This is a genomic window from Amycolatopsis samaneae (assembly GCF_039541975.1).
Lineage (GTDB): Bacteria > Actinomycetota > Actinomycetes > Mycobacteriales > Pseudonocardiaceae > Amycolatopsis > Amycolatopsis samaneae.
This window is the reverse complement of the sequence record NZ_BAABHG010000006.1, coordinates 424,603-441,060: the sequence shown is the minus strand read 5'-3', so window position 1 is coordinate 441,060 and position 16,458 is coordinate 424,603. Positions and strand designations below refer to the sequence as shown.

General features: G+C 70.3%; 14 protein-coding genes. 9 read left to right on the top strand and 5 right to left on the bottom strand.

All coding sequences use genetic code 11. The features are described from left to right. Positions 1-2 precede the first annotated feature (2 nt). Both ABD987_RS18765 and ABD987_RS18760 read right to left on the bottom strand, forming a co-directional pair. Positions 3-1,865: an ABC transporter ATP-binding protein gene (locus ABD987_RS18765; protein ID WP_345394829.1), complete on the bottom strand. Its 1,863-nt coding sequence runs from the start codon at positions 1,863-1,865 to the stop codon at positions 3-5. A gap of 73 nt (positions 1,866-1,938) precedes the next feature. After that, on the bottom strand, positions 1,939-2,421 hold the full coding sequence (locus tag ABD987_RS18760; protein ID WP_345394646.1) for a DUF1579 family protein: 483 nt from the start codon (positions 2,419-2,421) through the stop codon (positions 1,939-1,941). A 46-nt stretch (positions 2,422-2,467) separates the two neighbouring features. Between ABD987_RS18760 and ABD987_RS18755 the strand changes: the two genes are divergently transcribed. Further along, positions 2,468-2,911 (top strand): MarR family winged helix-turn-helix transcriptional regulator, encoded by a 444-nt coding sequence (locus ABD987_RS18755; protein ID WP_345394643.1) that lies wholly within the window; start codon positions 2,468-2,470, stop codon positions 2,909-2,911. A 322-nt stretch (positions 2,912-3,233) separates the two neighbouring features. Here the strand turns inward: ABD987_RS18755 and ABD987_RS18750 are convergent, their stop codons facing one another. Then, on the bottom strand, positions 3,234-3,806 hold the full coding sequence (locus ABD987_RS18750; RefSeq protein ID WP_345394641.1) for a TetR/AcrR family transcriptional regulator: 573 nt from the start codon (positions 3,804-3,806) through the stop codon (positions 3,234-3,236). Positions 3,807-3,921: 115 nt separating this feature from the next. Between ABD987_RS18750 and ABD987_RS18745 the strand changes: the two genes are divergently transcribed. After that, entirely contained in the window at positions 3,922-6,360 is a 2,439-nt protein-coding gene (locus ABD987_RS18745) for a glycoside hydrolase family 3 protein (RefSeq protein WP_345394638.1), read from the top strand. 30 nt (positions 6,361-6,390) lie between these two features. After that, a complete protein-coding gene (locus ABD987_RS18740) occupies positions 6,391-6,822 on the top strand; it encodes a hypothetical protein (RefSeq protein ID WP_345394635.1) in 432 nt (143 codons plus the stop codon). Here ABD987_RS18740 and ABD987_RS18735 read toward each other — a convergent pair. Then, the gene (locus ABD987_RS18735) at positions 6,809-7,264 is read right to left on the bottom strand and encodes a MarR family winged helix-turn-helix transcriptional regulator (protein WP_345394632.1); all 456 of its coding nucleotides are present in this window, start codon (positions 7,262-7,264) and stop codon (positions 6,809-6,811) included. The two genes, ABD987_RS18740 and ABD987_RS18735, sit on opposite strands and share 14 nt — an antisense overlap. 95 nt (positions 7,265-7,359) lie before the next feature. On the opposite strand from ABD987_RS18735, the gene ABD987_RS18730 reads away from it, so the two are divergent. Both ABD987_RS18730 and ABD987_RS18725 read left to right on the top strand, forming a co-directional pair. Beyond that, complete coding sequence (locus ABD987_RS18730; protein WP_345394629.1) at positions 7,360-8,499, top strand: dipeptidase; 1,140 nt, start codon at positions 7,360-7,362, stop codon at positions 8,497-8,499. A gap of 48 nt (positions 8,500-8,547) precedes the next feature. Next, complete coding sequence (locus ABD987_RS18725; protein ID WP_345394626.1) at positions 8,548-8,961, top strand: LapA family protein; 414 nt, start codon at positions 8,548-8,550, stop codon at positions 8,959-8,961. A gap of 48 nt (positions 8,962-9,009) precedes the next feature. On the opposite strand, the gene ABD987_RS18720 is transcribed toward ABD987_RS18725, so the two are convergent. Further along, positions 9,010-9,825 (bottom strand): maleylpyruvate isomerase N-terminal domain-containing protein, encoded by an 816-nt coding sequence (locus ABD987_RS18720; RefSeq protein WP_345394623.1) that lies wholly within the window; start codon positions 9,823-9,825, stop codon positions 9,010-9,012. Between the two features lie 96 nt (positions 9,826-9,921). On the opposite strand from ABD987_RS18720, the gene ABD987_RS18715 reads away from it, so the two are divergent. The 4 genes from ABD987_RS18715 (at position 9,922) to ectA (ending at position 16,434) form a co-directional block, all read left to right on the top strand. Then, positions 9,922-10,728, top strand: coding sequence for an Abi-alpha family protein (locus ABD987_RS18715; RefSeq protein ID WP_378214073.1), 807 nt, complete (start codon positions 9,922-9,924; stop codon positions 10,726-10,728). 8 nt (positions 10,729-10,736) lie between these two features. Continuing rightward, positions 10,737-11,981 carry a DUF445 domain-containing protein gene (locus ABD987_RS18710; RefSeq protein WP_345394620.1) on the top strand — a complete coding sequence of 415 codons (1,245 nt, stop codon included), beginning with the start codon at positions 10,737-10,739 and terminating at the stop codon, positions 11,979-11,981. Positions 11,982-12,112: 131 nt separating this feature from the next. Then, entirely contained in the window at positions 12,113-15,160 is a 3,048-nt protein-coding gene (locus ABD987_RS18705; protein ID WP_345394823.1) for a patatin-like protein, read from the top strand. Positions 15,161-15,933: 773 nt separating this feature from the next. Beyond that, a complete protein-coding gene (gene ectA / locus ABD987_RS18700; protein WP_345394617.1) occupies positions 15,934-16,434 on the top strand; it encodes a diaminobutyrate acetyltransferase in 501 nt (166 codons plus the stop codon). Positions 16,435-16,458: the final 24 nt, after the last annotated feature.

Here is a 16,458-nt window from a genome sequence, read left to right as displayed (position 1 = left end):
GGTCATGCCGCCTCGCTCCGGTAGGCGCGGGCCTGGATTTCGTACAGCTCGTGGTAGAGGCCTCCGGCCGCGAGGAGTTCGTGGTGGGTGCCCTGTTCGACGAGCTTTCCCTTGTCCAGCACCAGGATCCGGTCGGCGGTGCGGATGTTCGCCAGCCGGTGGGTGACCAGGACGGTGGTGCGCTTGCCGTGCCCGGAGGCGCTGGCGCGCTGGAGCCCGGCGAACACGCGTGCCTCGGCACGGGCGTCCAGCGCGGCCGTGGGTTCGTCGGCGACGAGTACCGACGCGTCCCGGTAGATGCCGCGGGCGATCCCCATGCGCTGCCACTGCCCGCCGGAGAGATCCTGGCCGTCGTTGAACTTCTTCGACAGCACGGTGTGTTCCTTGAGTGGCAGGGCCGCGATCACCTCGTCCGCGCCGGAGGCGGTGACGGCCTCGCGCCACGCCACCGCGTCCGGATCGGCCCTGCCGAGCCTGCCGACCGTGACGTTGGTCGCCGCCGTCATCGGCCACTCCGCGGGTTCCTGCGCGATGACGGCGATGTTCTCGTGTACGGAGGCCGGATCCGCGAGCGCGAGATCGACGTCGTCCCAGTGCACCGTGCCCGCCGACGGCGGGTACAGGCCGGTGAGCAGTTTGCCCAGCGTCGTCTTGCCCGACCCGTTCTCCCCGACCAGCGCGACCACCTCACCCCGCCGCAGGGTCAGCGAAATGTCCCGTAGCGCGGGTTCCTGCTGGCCGGGATAGGTGAACGAGACGCCGTCCAGCCGGATCTCGGCCGGGTCGGCGGGCGCCAGCAGCGCGGACGGCGCCGGTCTGCGCCGGGCGGATTCGGTCAGCAGCTGGTGGTAGAAGCCGATGTAGAACGAATCCTCGTAGAGGGCGTTGACCGCCCGCGTGGTGGTGGACAGCGCCGTCGACGCGGTGCGCATGGCGAGCACCGCCGTGCCGGCCAGCGCGAGCGGCATTCCGCCGGTGTAGAGCAGCCAGCCGAGCACGAGGTAGGCGATCGCGGTGCCGACGCCCGCGGCGGTCCGCCCGGTGGTGCGGACCAGGTTGCGACGGTGCGCGAGCCGCACCTCCTCGCGCATCAGGCTCGCCGAGATACGGTGGTACTCGGCCAAAAGCGGCTCCTGGAGGGTGAGCGCGTGCCGCTCCAGCGCCATGGTGCGCCAGGTCGCGACCTCCTCGACGACCGTCTTGCGGATGTGCCGGCTCACGGTGTCGAGGAAGTGCCGGTAGTTCAGCTTGGCGACCCGCGCCGACGCCCAGCCGTTCGCGGCGGCGGCCAGCAGCAGGACCGGCGCGAGCCACGGGTTCAGCAGCGCCGCGGTGATCATCGCGGCGAGCAGCGAGATGAGCGAGGAGAGCAGGTCCGCGAACTCGCGCAGGCTCGTCTCGATCGACCGCACGCCCTGCCGGGCGCCCTGCTTGGCCAGCTCCCGGAAGTCGGCGTCCTCGAAGGCGAGCAGTCCGACGCGGACCACGGACGCGGTCACCGCGTGGTCGGCCGCGGTGGTGATGCGCGGGCGCAGCGCTCCTTCGACGGCGGCGACCGCGGCGTCCAGCAGTGCCCGTGCCGCGTAGGACCCGGCGACCACCGCGAGCGCGGGCAGGGAGTGCAGGACACGCTCCGGGGTGGGGCCGTGGGTCAGCAGCGCGGTGAACACGTTGGCCGTGGCGAGCAGGCCGAACGCGGTCACACAGCCGGACACCAGGTGCACGAACGCGGCCAGCACGGTCAGCCGGGGGGAGGTACGCCAGGCCAGCCTCAGCACGACCGCGACCGCGGTGGGCAGCGTGCGCACGGCCTGGCCGAACCCGGCGGCGGCCGCGCGTTCGTCGACGCGGGCCCACTCGGGCATCTTGACCTGCTCCACCCCGATCAGCGGAGTGGAGGCGTTCTGGGTCTCGGCGGTTCTGCGCACGCCTTCATCTCTACTCCGGGGGTCCGACAGTTTCGGTGTCACGTGAGTAATGGGCACGCAGGAAAGGGCTGAATTCGCGTGCTTCACCCATTCGGACGTCGATCTCGTGCCGGAGCACGTCGCCGTCCGGGGTGAGGCGGTGCACGGCCGTCCCGCGCGGGGTTCTCTTTTCCAGCACCAGGGTGTCGCCGACCCAGTCGCCGCGTCCCGGGGTCTCGGGTGGGAAACCGTAGCTGTCGAATCCGTACCACAGGGTCTCGCCGGTTTCCGGGTCCGCGGTGAACACGTTGTGCGCCAGGAACTCCGGGCCGCCGTCGGCGCGGCGCTGCCGGTAGTCCTGGACGACGGCGAACCCGTCGAGTGCCGGCCGGTACTCGCAGCGGGCGGTCGCCGTCGTCGCGGGCGCCCATGGTGAGGCGGCGATCTTCTCGGTGCCGGACCAGTTCCCGACGAACGCGGTGAGTTTGCGGTGTGCGGTCCCGATGGCGGGCATGCCCTCTCCTTTCGACAGGTACCTGTCGATATGCGACACTAGCACCATGGCACGCCGTACCGCTCGCGCGCAGACGTTCACCGAGGTGATCGACGAGGTCTTCCGTGTGAACGGTGGGCTGCTCGCCGCCGGTGACGCGCTGACCGCGCCGGTCGGGCTGACGGCGGCGCAGTGGCAGGTGCTCGGCTTTCTCGAACACGGGCCCTCGACCGCCGCCGAGCTGGCGCGGCGGCGGGGACTGCGGCGGCAGAGTGTCCAGGAGACGGTGAACCGCCTGCTGCGCAACGGAATGCTCGAACGTGTGGAGAACCCCGGCGATGCCAGGGCGCCGCTGCTGCGGCTCACCGATCGGGCGCGTGCTGCGTTGCGGCGGCTCGGGGAGGCGCAGTCGGCCTGGTCCGACGGTGTCGCCGCCCAGCTCCCGAACGCCGATCTGGAAACGACGTTGCGCACCCTGCGACGCCTGCGCGAGATCGTGCGCGACCAGTAGCGGGGTCGCGCGATCGCGCAGTCAAGGCCACCTTACCGGCGTCAGACGCCCGTAAGGTGGCCTTGACGGCACTTAGTCCTTTGTGGACTCAGAACCCTCTCGCTGCTGTAGGGTGGATCTTCGGGGGAGCCGCGATGGCGCGAACGGTCCATTCGCGACAGGCGATCGGCGGTTCGGAGGCTTCTGTGTCCTGAAAGGGCCGTTGGAGACGTTGAATGTCCTCAATGGCCCTTTCGGGACATCGCCGGTGTTGTGCGGGCCCCGCCGCCTCCCCACGGACGTCCCAGAGGGAACCTTCAGAACCGCGGGCACGAACGGCGCGTCACGGTTTCGTGCCCAGCAAAGTCAGGAAGTCGCGGAAGCTCTGCGGCATGTCGACCTCTTCGGGGTCGAGCAGCCACTGGAGCTGGAGTCCGTCCAGCACCGCGATCGCGAGCGGGGCGAGCTGTTCCGGGGTGAGGCCCGGTGGCAGCAGTTCGCGGTTGCGCTCCAGCAACTGCGCGATCCCGGCGCGCACCCGCCGGTACCGGTCGTGGAAGTACTGCCGCGCCGGGTGTCCCTCGGTGACACTGTCCGCGGACAGCACGGTGTAGGTCTGCACGATCCCTGGCCGGGTCGCGTTGTAGTCGACGAGGTCGGCGAGCTGGCCGGGGGTCATCGCGGGCGGGGCGGCGGACCGGCCGAAGTTGAGCAGATCCCATTCGTCCCTGGTTTCGAGTACCGCGGTGAGCAGGTCCTCCTTGCTGGGGAAGTAGTGCATCAGGCCCTGCTGGGTCAGCCCGACCCGCTCGGCGACGGCCGCCAGCGACGTGCCGCGGTAGCCGCGCTCGGCGATGACCTCGAACGCGGCTCGGATGATGCTCTCGCGGCGATCGGTGCCCCTGGTGCGGCTCATGATCCGCAGCCTACGGGACTCCGCCGAGAATCACAAATGAATAACGTAACCTACCGTATGCCAGGGAACCTGGGTAAGGCTGGTTCTGCCAGGACCGATCACGGAAGGGGAAGCGATGACCGACGACGCGCTACTCGGGAAGCTCGATCTGGACGCGAAGACGCGGTTGCTCGCCGGGCAGGACGTCTGGACGCTGCCCCCGCTGCCGGAGATCGGGCTGGCCTCCCTCGTGCTGTCCGACGGCCCGGTCGGGGTACGCGGCGTGCGCTGGACACCGGACGATCCGTCGCTCGCGTTGCCCAGCCCGACGGCGCTCGCGGCGACCTGGGATCCCGCGCTGGCCGAACGCGTCGGCGCGGTCCTGGCGCAGGAGGCTCGCCGCAAGGGCGTGCACGTGCTGCTGGCGCCGACGGTCAACCTGCACCGGTCGCCGCTCGGCGGGCGGCATTTCGAGTGCTATTCCGAGGATCCCCTGCTGACCGGGCACATCGGTGCCGGGTACGTCACGGGCGTGCAGGCGGGCGGAGTGGGCACGACGGTCAAGCACTTCGTGGCCAACGACTTCGAGACGGAGCGGTTCACCGCCGAGGTGGCCGTCGACGAGCGGGCGCTGCGCGAGCTCTACCTCGCGCCGTTCGAGTACATTGTGGACAGGGCGAAGCCGTGGGGGATCATGGCCGCCTACAACGGGGTCAACGGGTCGACGATGACCGAGCACGCCCGGCTGCTGAACGACGTGCTGCGTGGCGAATGGGGGTTCGACGGCTTCGTCGTGTCGGACTGGCTGGCCGCACGGGACACCGTGAACGCGGCGAAGGGCGGCCTCGACGTCGCGATGCCGGGCCCGCGGACGGTGTTCGGCGCGCGGCTCGCCGAGGCGGTACGGGCGGGCGCCGTCGACGAGAGTGTGGTCGACGACATGGTGCGCCGGGTCCTGCTGCTCGCCCGCCGTGTCGGCGCGTTCGACGGTGACGAGCCGCCGAAAGTGTCCGAAGTGGACGGCGAGGCGCTGGCACGTGAACTGGCCGCCCGCTCGTTCGTGCTGCTGCGCAACGAAAACAACCTCCTCCCGCTGAGCAGGCCGCGCAGTGTCGCCCTGCTCGGCGCGCTCGCCGACGACCCGAAGATCCTCGGCGGCGGCAGCGCGACGGTCTTCCCGGCCGACGTCGTTTCGCCGCTCGACGGGCTCCGCGCGGTGCTCCCGGACGGTGTCGACCTGCGTTACGCGCTCGGCGCCGACCCGCGGACGACCTTGCCCACGGCGTCGGACGGCTTCGAGCTGACCGCGATCGCCCGGGACCACGAAGGCCGCGAGCTTGCCGGTTTCCCGTTGCCGGAGGGGAAAATCCACTGGGCGGGCGAACTTCCCGGTGACCTCGACCTCGGTGTGCTCGGCTCGGTCGAGATCGCCGGGTCGTGCACCCCGGAGCTTTCCGGCGAGCACACCTTCGGTGTCACCGGGGCGGGCCTGCTTTCCCTGACGGTGGGCGGGAAGACGTTGTTCGACGGCTCGACCGTTCCCGAGGGCACCGACGCGGTCACCGCGGTCACCCACGTCGCGGAACAACGGCACGCCACCGAGCTGACCGCGGGTACGCGGACCGACGTCCGGCTCGTCTACCGTGTTCCGCCGGGGATGGCGGACGGCGGGATCACCTGGATCTCCTTCGCGCTCGGGTATTCCGGCCCGGTCGCCGATCCCGGCGCCGCGCTGGAGGCCGCGGTGGAACTCGCCGCCGAATCCGAGGTCGCGGTGGTCGTCGTCGGCACCACCGCCGACGTCGAGAGCGAGGGCTTCGACCGGAAGTCCCTGGCGCTGCCGGGAAGGCAGGACGAGCTGGTCACGCGGGTCGCCGCCGTCAACCCGCGCACGGTCGTGGTGGTGAACGTGGGCGCGCCGGTCGAGATGCCGTGGCGCGCGGACGTCGCGGCGGTGCTGCTCGTGTGGTTTCCCGGGCAGGCGGGCGGGGCCGCGCTCGCGGACGTCCTGTTCGGCGCGCGCGAACCCGGCGGCAGGCTGCCGACCACCTGGCCGGACCGGCTTTCCGACTGTCCAGTGTGGAACGTCAAGCCGGAGAACGGTGTGCTGGAGTACGCCGAAGGCGTGTTCGTCGGCTACCGCGCCTGGGCGCGGACGGACGTCGCGCCCGCGTACTGGTTCGGGCACGGTCTCGGCTACACCACCTGGGAATACACGTCGCTGGCGGTGGAACCGGACGCCGGAGGCGGCGCGGAGGTCACGGTGCGGCTGCGCAACACCGGCGCGCGGACCGGGCGCGAGGTCGTGCAGGTCTACCTGGCGCCGGTGCTCGCCGACGCCGCCCGTCCCGATCGCTGGCTGGCCGGGTTCGCGAACGTCGAGGCGGGCCCGGGTGAGGAGATCGAGACCGTCGTGCGGATCGAGCCGAGGGCCGCGTCGATCTGGGACGGGGGCTGGCGGTACCTGCCCGGTGAGTACGTCGTCGAGGCGGCGCGCTCCTGTGCCGAGCCGCGGTTGCGCGCCACGGTCCGGCTCGACAACGGAGGCCGTCCGGGCTTACCCTCAACTCGCTAGAGCGATCTATCAAGTCGCAAGGGGGCGGCCATGGACGAACTGCGGGAGAAGGGGTTGGCCCCGCTCCGGGGCATCCTGGTTTTCTCGGTGCTGACCACGACACTCCACTACGCGCACAACGTGATCAGAGCGGCGGACTACCCGCAGATCGAGGGCATCGGTGTCGGTACGGCGCAGGTGCTGGTGGTACTGGCCTACGTGGTGTTCACCGTGTTCGGCGTGCTCGGCTACCGCGACTACCTGCGCGGACGGTACTGGCGCGCGCTGGCGTTCCTGATGGTCTACTCGCTGACCGGGCTGGCCAGCGCGGGGCACTTCCTGGTCGGGGTGCCGCAGATCCCGGCGTTCTGGTTCGCCACGATCTTCACCGACGCCGCGGCGGCGCTGGCGCTGTGGGCCTTCGTCACCTGGGCCGCGTCGAGGTTGAACCGGGTGCCTGGCGCGGTCGCTACGAGCCGTTGACGGCGCGCAGCGTGCGCATGGCCGAGGCCAGTTTGGCGGCGTCGTTGCCGAGGGGCTCCAGCACGATGCGCCGGAGGATTTCGGCACCCGCCGCCCGCGCGCGCTGGGCGACGTCGACGCCGTGGTCGGTGAGCGCGGCGAAGGTGACGCGCCGGTCGTCGGGGCTGGGGACGCGGCGGATGAGGTCCGCGGCGGCCATCCGGTCGGCGACCTTGGTGAAACCGCCGCTGGACAGTGCCGCCTCGGTGGCCAGCCGGGTCATCGGCATCCGGTGCTCCGGCGAGCGCAGCAGCCGCAGCAGGATGTCGAACGACGCGGGCGCGAGGCCGAAGCGCGTGGAGATCTCGCCCATCAGGACGTCCTGCGTGGCGAGGTACCCCTCGATCACCAGGCCCCACCAGCTGACGATCTCGTCGTCGTCGGTGTGCGGATCGGGTGTCACGGGCCCACCTTAGCCCAATTTCTCTCGCGGGTAAGAGACTTTGTTCTCGCTTTGCTCCCGCACCCGCCGCCCGGTGCGGCACTTACGATCGGGGGATGACTTCTCGGGACCTCGAGCGCGCGTCGGCGCTGCTGGAATCCACCATCCTGGCCGACGGCCACAACGACCTTCCGTGGGAACTGCGTGACCTGGTCGGGCCCGATCCGGTCGACGCGGCACACGGTCTCGACCTCACCATCCGGCAGCCCTCGCTGCACACGGACCTGGTGAAGCTCCGCGAGGGCAGGCTCGGCCTGCAGTTCTGGTCGGTCTACGTGCCCTGCTCGTTCGAGGGCCACAGCGCGGTCACCGCGGTGCTGGAGCAGATCGAGGTCGTCCACCAGCTCGCCGAGCGCTACCCCGAACACCTCGCGCTGGTCACCACCGCGGACGAGGCGGAGGCCGCGTTCGCCGACGGCAAGATCGCCTCGCTCCTCGGCGCCGAGGGCGGCCACAGCATCGCCGAATCCCTTGGCGTGCTTCGGATCCTGCGCCGCCTCGGCGTCCGCTACATGACGCTGACGCACAACTACAACACGACGTGGGCCGACTCCGGCACGGACGAACCCGCGCACAACGGCCTGACCGAGTTCGGCCGCGCCGTCGTCCGCACCATGAACCGCGTCGGCATGCTCGTGGACCTCTCGCACGTCGCGCCGAGCACGATGCGGGCGGCGCTCGACGTCAGCACCGCACCGGTGATCTTCAGCCACTCCTCGTGCCTCGCGGTCAACGACCACCCGCGCAACATCCCGGACGACGTCCTCGAACGGCTCCCCGGCAACGGCGGTGTCGCGATGGTGACTTTCGTGCCCGGCTTCGTCTCGCCCGCCGTGACCGAGTGGGACCGGCGGCTCAAGGCCGCGATGGCCGAGGCGGGCCAGGACTACCGCGACCTCGGGCAGCGCGGGAGGTTCACCGCGAGCTGGGACGGGCCGGCGAAGCCGAAGGCGTCCGTCGAAGACGTCGTCGCGCACGTCGAGCACGCCCGCGAGGTGGCGGGCATCGACCACATCGGGCTGGGCGGCGACTACGACGGCGTCGCGGAGCTGCCACAGGGCCTGGAGGACGTTTCCAGGTACCCGGTGCTGTTCGCCGCGCTGCTCGAACGTGGCTGGAGCGAGGAGGACTGCGCGAAACTCGCCGGCCGCAACACCCTCCGCGTCCTCCGGGATGTCGACAAGTACACCCGTTAGGGGCATATCGTCCGGCGAACTCCCGCAGGTCGGCGGACACTGGGGACCATGACTCACGCCCGTGGTGGAGGTGACGAACCCACCCGCTCCGTCCCGTCGGAGACCCCCGGCGGGCGGCTCCAGGACGTGGAGCCGCCCGCCGCCCTCGGCCCGCCGGCGGAATCCGCGCGGCCCACCGGGTCGCGGCCTTCCGGCAGGGCCAAGAGGTCCGGGAAGCTCAGGCCCACCCGGATCAGCGGCACCTGGGTGGCGGTGATCGTCGCGCTGGTCGTGCTCGCGTTGCTGCTGGTGTTCATCCTGCAGAACCTCGACTCGGCGACCGTGCACTTCTTCGGCGCGTCGGGCAGCATGCCGCTCGCCGTGGCGATGCTGTTCTCCGTGCTCGCCGGCGCCGCGCTGGTCGCGCTGATCGGCGGCGCGCGGATCCTGCAACTGCGCAAACAGGCCAAGCGACGCCGCTGAGGTCTCTGAAGGCCACCTTCGGGGACCTGAACGCCCTCAAGGTGGCCTTCAGAGACCTGTGGTCATCCCGAGCAGAGCCGCGCAAACGTTTTCGTCGCCGGTGAGGGTGACGCGGTCCGTGACGTCCGAGGGGCGGAGCAGGCCCGCGGACAGGCGCCAGAACGTGTCGGCGTCGGTGGTCACCGCGGCCAGCGGCGAGCGGGACGTCGGCGCCGCGCGGTCGAGAGTCCATCCTCCGGCCTCCCGGCGGGCGGTCCAGCGGCCGCCGCTCCGGCCGGTCACCGTGTAGGCGACCTGCCGCCCGGTCCTGGCCTCGACCTCCCGCAGCGTGTGCGGCAGCGCGCGCATAAACGTGTCCACCACCGGGCCGCGGAACTCCGGCGCGTCGAGCAGCGGGAGGTCCACCGCCTCGCGGATCTCCTGCTGGCAGGTCCAGAACGCGCTGTACTCCGCGGCGGCGTCGAGCCAGCGCGGCGCGGGCTCGGGTCCGGCCCAGGCCACCGGCGCGCCGGGTTCGTCGAGGTCGGTCCTGCCCCAGTGGTCGGCGAGCTGCGCCGTGCTGTCCACGAGCAGCGTGAACAGGACCTCCGGCGAGAGCCGTCGACACGCTGTCACCCACGCTTCGGCCGCGTCCGGTGACTCGGGAACGCGATGGCCGTCGCGATCGCGGGACAGCCGCCCGAGCTTGACGCCGAGGACGTGCGCCGCGAGGTCGTGGACCGTCCGGCCGGGGCGCGCCGTCGGCGTCGCCCACTGGCCGGGGTCGAGCCCGGTCAGCACGTCCACCAGCGCTTGTTCCTCACGGGCGAGCAGGGGCAGGACGGCGATCGGCGGTCCCCAGTACGGCGCGCGCATGGGAGCCATCCAACACCGCGTGCCGGATCACGATGCGGAGCCGTCACGCCGCCATTCGGCCTACTCGCAGGTAGCATCAGCGCGGACAGCGAGGAGTTGGGGCCCGTGAGCACTGAGCGAGCCAACGGCAGTGAGCCGAAGAACGGCACCGTGGACGACGTCGCGAGGTTCGCGCGACGGGCCGGTCAGCTGGCGGGCTGGGCCGCGCGCACCGGGTTCGACCTCACCAGGAAGCTGCCAGGGGTGGACACCGCCGAGCGTGGCTTCCGCACGGTCGAGCGGCAGCTGCTGACCGAGTTGCGCCGCCGTCTCGACGAGGTCGACGACCCCTACCACGCCGCGCTGACCGCCGCGTCCGCGATGAACCGTGCCCGGCTGGACGGGCAGCCGGTCGAGGCCACCGTGACGCTGGTGCCCGCGCGCGACAACCACGCCGAGCCGCTGCGCGCGGCGATGGCGGAGCTGCTGAACCATTCGATCGGCTTCGGGCGCGAGCGGGCCCGCGAGTACCTCTACGCGATCATCCTGCGCCAGCTCACCCCGGACGAGGCCCGCATCCTCTCCGCGCTGTCCGACGGCTCGCCGTTCCCCTCGGTCGACGTCGCCGAGCGCACCGGCATCGGCGGGACCGGCCGGATCGTGCTGCGCAACGCGTCGACGGTCGGCAAGACGGCCGGGGTGTCCCTGACCGACCAGGTGCCCGGTTACCTCACCCGGCTGATCGGGCTCGGCCTCGTCGACCTCGACGAGGAGGTGCCCTCGCTCGAAACCCAGTACGAGATCCTGCTGACCGACGAGACCGTGCGCGAGGCCGAACAGCTGGTCAAACGCGCGAAGTTCATCCGGCGCACCGTGCATGTCTCGCGCCTCGGCGCGCGGTTCTGGCAGGCCTGCGACCCGAGCCTCGGCTGAGCACGGCCATGGGTGCGTTCCTCGACGGCGTCCTCGACGACTTCGGGCGGCACTGGGCGCTGTACGTGTCCATCCCGATCGTCGCCGCGCTGATCGGCTACTCCACCAAGATCGTCGCGATCCGGATGATGTTCCAGCCCGTCGAGTTCGTCGGGATCAAGCCGTTCCTCGGCTGGCAGGGCATCGTGCCCAAGCGCGCGGCGCGGATGGCGAGCATCGCCTGCGACACGATGACCGAGCAGCTCATCAAGCCGTCCGAGGTGGTGTCCAGACTGGACGCCGAACGGATCGCCAAGGAGATCGAAAAACCGCTGCTGGCCGGTGTGGAGGACATCGTCCGCGAGGTCGCCGGGCACTACCAGCCCGGGCTGTGGGAATCGCTGCCGCCCGGTGTGCAGCGCATGGTCATCCAGCGGGTGCAGGCCGAGTCGCCGCGCATGGTCGCCGCCGTGCTCGACCTCATCAAGTCCGATGTGGACAGTGTGTTCGACCTGAAGGGCATGGTCGTCACCAGTCTCGTCAAGGACAAACGGCTGCTGAACCGGATCTTCCAGGAGGCGGGCAAGGACGAGTTCAAGTTCATCCAGCGTTCCGGGCTCGTTTTCGGCGGATTCATCGGCATCATCCAGATGGCCGCCTGGATCCTGTTCAAGTTCCCGTTGATCATGCCGCTGTTCGGTCTGTTCACCGGCTGGTTCACCGACTGGCTCGCGTTGCGCATGATTTTCTACCCGATCGAACCGAAGAAGTATTTCGGAATCCAGTGGCAGGGGTTGTTCCTCAAACGGCGCGCCGAGGTCGCCGAGGCCTACGGGGAGCTGATCGCGAAGGAGATCATCACCCCGCACAACGTGATCGAGGCGATCCTGCGCGGGCCACTGTCCGATCGGGTCCTCGCGCTCATCCAGCGTCAGCTCGACGCCGAGCTCGGCAGGCGGAGCGGGCTGGCGAAGCCGTTGCTGCTGTTCGCCGTCGGGGGCAGGCGCTACCAGGACCTCAAGCTGTCGATCTCCGAGCAGATCATGGCCCGGCTGCCCGAGACCATGGCCTACATCGAGGACTACGCCACCGACGCGATGGACATCCGCAACGTACTGGTCTCGAAGATGAAGGAACTTTCCCCACGCGAATTCGAGCGGCTCCTGCGCCCGGCCTTCGAACAGGACGAATGGATCCTGATCGCCACCGGGGCGGTGCTCGGGTTCGTCGTCGGTGAGGCGCAGGTGCTGTTGCTGGAGCATTTCGCCGACTGATTGCTCCGGCCGGTTAGAACCGGGGACGACTTCCGCCGCCTGCCCCTATCCTTTGTGGTATGGCTGAGGGAGCGCGGGAGGACCGCGGCGAGGAGCGTACCGGCGACACCTATTCGGACCCGAATTCCTTTATGGATTCCCGAAAGGATTCCCCATCGGGCAAGGAAACCCCGGAGCCGTGGCGGCAGGAGATCCGGCTGGCGATGACCATGGTGGGCGGTGCGAGCCTCGCCGTCTGGATGGGCGGGATCGCGACCGAGACGTCCCAGGTGCTGCACGCCTCGCGTGACGAGAAAACGGAAAGCGTATACCGGAAGTTGATTGATCTCCTGCACGTCACGGTGTCGATCGACGTCCTCACCGGCACGAGCGCGGGCGGCATCAACGCGGCCTGCCTCGGGCTGGCCGAGGCGTTCGGTTCCACCCCGCAGGTGCTGCGGGACACCTGGATCAGCACCGGTTCGCTGGAGAACCTCATCCGGGATCCGAAGGAGAAGCTGCCGCGTTCGCTGCTCGACGGGGACCGGGTCCTGCTCGGTGATCTGGAACGCGCGCTGCGGGTCATCAGCGGCGGGGGTACTCCGCCGTCCGAGCAGCCGGACATCACTGTGCTGCTCACCGGTACCATGATCGACGGCGAGACCACGCGGTTCGACGACGCACTGGGAAACCTGGTGCGGGACACCGAACACCGGATGCTGTTCCGCTTCGATGGTCCTTTGTGGACTCCGGACGTCCTCGGCCCGCTCGCGCTCGCCGCGCGCTCGACCGCCTCCTTCCCCGGCGCGTTCGAGCTGTCCAGGATGCCCATCGGCACCGACGGCGCCGACCGGCTGCACCCGGACATGACGCGCTACACCGAACTCACCCGGTCGCACTGGCTCACCGACGGCGGGGTGCTGCTCAACAAGCCACTCCGGCCCGCGCTGCGGGAGATCTTCGAGCGGCCGTCGCACGCCGACGTCCGGCGGCTGCTGCTGTACGTGGTGCCGACCGGCGAGCGGGAGGCCGACGTGGTGCACGTCGACCCCGCGAATCCGCCACTGCTCGGCGAGGCGCTCAGCAAGGTGGTTTCGACCGTGCTGAACCAGACCATCAGCACCGATCTGGAGGACCTGACCCGGCACAACGACGCCGTGGTGCGGACGCGCGACACCCGGGTCTCCCTGGCCGCGATGGGGCTGCGCGGAGATCCGGACACGTTCGTCGACGCCAGGCTGATGGCCGCCTACCGCGAACGCCGGGTGGCCGAGGACGCGAGCGAGCTGGTGCGCGCGGCGAGCCGGATCTACGCGGTGTCCGAAGTGGACGGTCTGGAGTCGCAGTGGGCGTCCGGGATGTCCGCGCAGCTGCGGACCGTCGCCGCCGACGGACTGCGGGACGGCGTCCCGGACCGGCCACCGGGTGGGCGCGTCACACCCGACGAGCTGGCCGGGTTCCGCACCACAGCGCTGGACGACGCCGTCGGCACCGGGATCCAGGTGATCAACGCCGGGTTCCGGCTCGGGCCGTCGCCGGAGCAGGCCGGGCAGCTCAACGAATGCCGCGCCCTGCTGCACCGCGCGCGACGCGCGGCGGCGCGTGGGGTGAAGCTGACGCCGTGGGTGGTGGAGCACGAGCCGCCCTCCGCCGGGACGTCGCTGGACGCCTGGATCGCCGCGCTGGCCGCGGAATGGGCGGGCAAGGGCAGGGCGGACACGCTGCGCGAGGCGTGGCCTGCCGTGGTCGGTGCGCTGCGCCAGGCGGCGCCGGTGTTGCGCGCGCTGGCGGGCGCGCGGGCCGAGCAGGCCGATCCGGCGGCCGACACCGTCCGCACGCTGCTCGACTGGTTCGGGCTCACCGGCGACGACGGTGCCGGCGGCGACGGCAAGGGCGCGGCCGACGAGGTCGTGCTGGCCAGGCTGCTGGCACTGCACGTGGCCACGCGCGGGCTGCTGGCGCAGCCGCCGTCGGTGGACCAGCGGGTCGATCTCGTCCAGGTCAGCGCGGATTCCCGGACGCTGCTGGACATGCGCCGCTCCCGGGCGCACACCAAGCTGACCGGGATGCAGGCCGGCGATTTCGGCGCGTTCTACAAGGCTTCCTGGCGGGCCAGCGACTGGATGTGGGGCCGCGTCGACGGCGCGGGCTGGCTGACGCAGTGCCTGCTCGACCCGAAACGGTTGCGGCTGCTGCGTGATCTCACCGGCGCCGAGGTGTTCCGGGGCCGGGTGCGGGAAACCTTCGGAGCCATCGGCTGGCGGCTCCCCGGCGCCGCGGACAACCTCACCCCCGGTGAGGCGGAGGCGCTCGCCGCCCAGCTCACCGAGGAACTGGGATTCCTCGGACTGGACGCGAATCTCCAGGACGTCGAGGTGGCCGAGAAGGTGCCGCTGAGCATGCCGGTCACCGCGATGGTGCTCGCGCGGGTGCGACAGCTGGAGATCGCGCGCGAAGAGCTGCCCGTGGTGGGCAAGCACGCCGGGGAGGACCTGGAAACGGCCAAGGGCAACGGAAAGGCGTCGGAGGCGTTCCGGAAGCTGGCGGCGGCCCCGCCCGCCGACGACGTCGAGACGCAGCGGGTTTTCCAGGCGTGCCAGGTTTCGGCGGAGAAGATCGAGGACGAGCGCGGGTCGATGCTGCTGACCTCGACCCTGATCAAGGCGGGCGCGGCGGGGATGAACGCCGCCGCCGGGGCCGCGAAGGTGCCGAAGTCGGTCCAGCCCGCGGTCGGTTTCGCGCAGACCACGGGCCGCAGTGCCTGGTGGGTCACGCGCGGCGCGGTGCGGCTCGGGAGGCCGTGGAACCTGATCGCGGCCGCGGTCACCATGCTCGCCGGGTTCGTGCTCGGCGGGAACGGCGGCCAGCTCCTCCAGTGGGTGGGCCTGCCGGTCGCCGCGGGCGCGCTGGTGTTCCTGGTGGTCAGCCTGATCACGCTGCGCCGGACGTGGCGGATGGTGCTCACCGTGCTCGGCGTGCTGATCGTGGCGGCGTTGCTGTTCGCCGCCTTCCTGCCACCGATCGCCGAGCCGCTCTTCGGCTGGCTGGGCGAGGTGGTCGCGGGCTGGCGGCGCGGCGAAGCCCCGGTGTGGTGGCTGGTGGTGGCCGCGCTGCTCGTCCTGCCCGCGGTCTGGACCCCGCTGGACGCCCTCACCCGCCGCCTGCGCCGCTCCGCCCCGGCCCCGAAAAACCGCCGCTGACCCGCCCCGCCCGATGCCCCCACCGCAGTGCAGCCCCCTCCCTCCCTTTGGGGGGCGGCCCCGCCTCATTCTACCGCCGGGGTAAGACAAAACCCCTGATCCCGGCCGTGCGGGCGGAAGTTGTCCACAACCGCGCACCCCTGTGGGCAACGAGCGGAGCCAGGTCCGTGAATGCCACATTGAGGGACTCAGAGTCCCTCAATGTGGCATTCACGGACCGTCCCGGCGCCGTCGATGAGGCCGGTGTGGCTGCTGAGGTGCGCGAGGTGGCGCGCGGTGGTTCTGACGCTCCATACGAGACGTTGAGCGTCCTTGGCGTCTCGTTCGGGACGTAAGGACGCAGTCGGCAATCACGAACGCGATGTAGCGGTATCGCCATTCGCGGAACACCGCCACCGTCCACTCGCGGAACGTGAGGATCGCCAGGTCGAGGGAGGGAAATCCCGGACGGCTCGTGGAATCCGGCGACCCGGAATATGCCTCGGCACGCGGCCGTGTGACAGGCCGTCGGAACGTCCGATGATCGGTCGCGCACGGAAAGTATGCGTGTTCGCCTTGCGAAGCGAGCCATTTCGGGTCATCGTCGAGAAGTGACCGGACTGGAGGCCGCTGACCACAGGTGGGCGGCCCAGCCGCATGTCTTACCCACAAACTCGCAGGTTCAAACGCGTATGTGGGACTAGTCACGCGAGTTTTCCCGTTCTCGCAGGTAGGCGCGCTGTCCGGGTCGCCGCCGCTGGCGGGACGAAAATTCTCTGTTACGTTTCATGAGTATGTCCGGAAAGCTCTTGATCGAATACCCGACCAAGGCCGATGGCGCCGCGCTCTGGCGAATCGCTCGCGATTCGGCGAAGCTTGATCTCAACTCGCCATACGCTTACATGCTGTGGTGTCGCGATTTCGCGGACAGTTCGGTTGTGGTCTCGGATGGCGGCGAGCCCGTTGGTTTCGTGATCGCCTACCGCAGACCCGGTGACCAGGAGACGGCGCTCGTCTGGCAGGTGGCCGTCGACGCGTCGCAGCGCGGGAAAGGCCTGGCCGGGGCACTGCTGGACGAGCTGTTCAGGCGGCTCGTCCCCCGTGGTGTGCGGTACCTGGAGACCACGATCACGCCGGACAACGAGGCCTCCATCAGGCTGTTCACGTCGTTCGCGAAGCGGTGGAACGCCGCGTGTGAAAGCGACAGGTTGTTCGAGGCGGCGGATTTCCCGGCGGACGGGGAAACGCACGAGCCCGAAGACCTGTATCGCATCGGGCCACTGCGGCTCGCTTAATCGTCAAAAGTACGTTAATTTCCC

Bases quoted from the DNA above. Each gene is read 5' to 3' on its own strand.
- ABD987_RS18725 (WP_345394626.1), top strand. From the start codon at position 8,548: ATGACTCACGCCCGTGGTGGAGGTGACGAACCCACCCGCTCCGTCCCG.
- ABD987_RS18765 (WP_345394829.1), bottom strand. From the start codon at position 1,865: ATGCCCGAGTGGGCCCGCGTCGACGAACGCGCGGCCGCCGCCGGGTTC.
- ABD987_RS18745 (WP_345394638.1), top strand. From the start codon at position 3,922: ATGACCGACGACGCGCTACTCGGGAAGCTCGATCTGGACGCGAAGACG.
- ABD987_RS18755 (WP_345394643.1), top strand. From the start codon at position 2,468: ATGGCACGCCGTACCGCTCGCGCGCAGACGTTCACCGAGGTGATCGAC.
- ABD987_RS18705 (WP_345394823.1), top strand. From the start codon at position 12,113: ATGGATTCCCGAAAGGATTCCCCATCGGGCAAGGAAACCCCGGAGCCG.
- ABD987_RS18710 (WP_345394620.1), top strand. From the start codon at position 10,737: ATGGGTGCGTTCCTCGACGGCGTCCTCGACGACTTCGGGCGGCACTGG.
- ABD987_RS18750 (WP_345394641.1), bottom strand. From the start codon at position 3,806: ATGAGCCGCACCAGGGGCACCGATCGCCGCGAGAGCATCATCCGAGCC.
- ABD987_RS18760 (WP_345394646.1), bottom strand. From the start codon at position 2,421: ATGCCCGCCATCGGGACCGCACACCGCAAACTCACCGCGTTCGTCGGG.
- ABD987_RS18720 (WP_345394623.1), bottom strand. From the start codon at position 9,825: ATGGCTCCCATGCGCGCGCCGTACTGGGGACCGCCGATCGCCGTCCTG.
- ABD987_RS18740 (WP_345394635.1), top strand. From the start codon at position 6,391: ATGGACGAACTGCGGGAGAAGGGGTTGGCCCCGCTCCGGGGCATCCTG.
- ectA (WP_345394617.1), top strand. From the start codon at position 15,934: ATGTCCGGAAAGCTCTTGATCGAATACCCGACCAAGGCCGATGGCGCC.
- ABD987_RS18730 (WP_345394629.1), top strand. From the start codon at position 7,360: ATGACTTCTCGGGACCTCGAGCGCGCGTCGGCGCTGCTGGAATCCACC.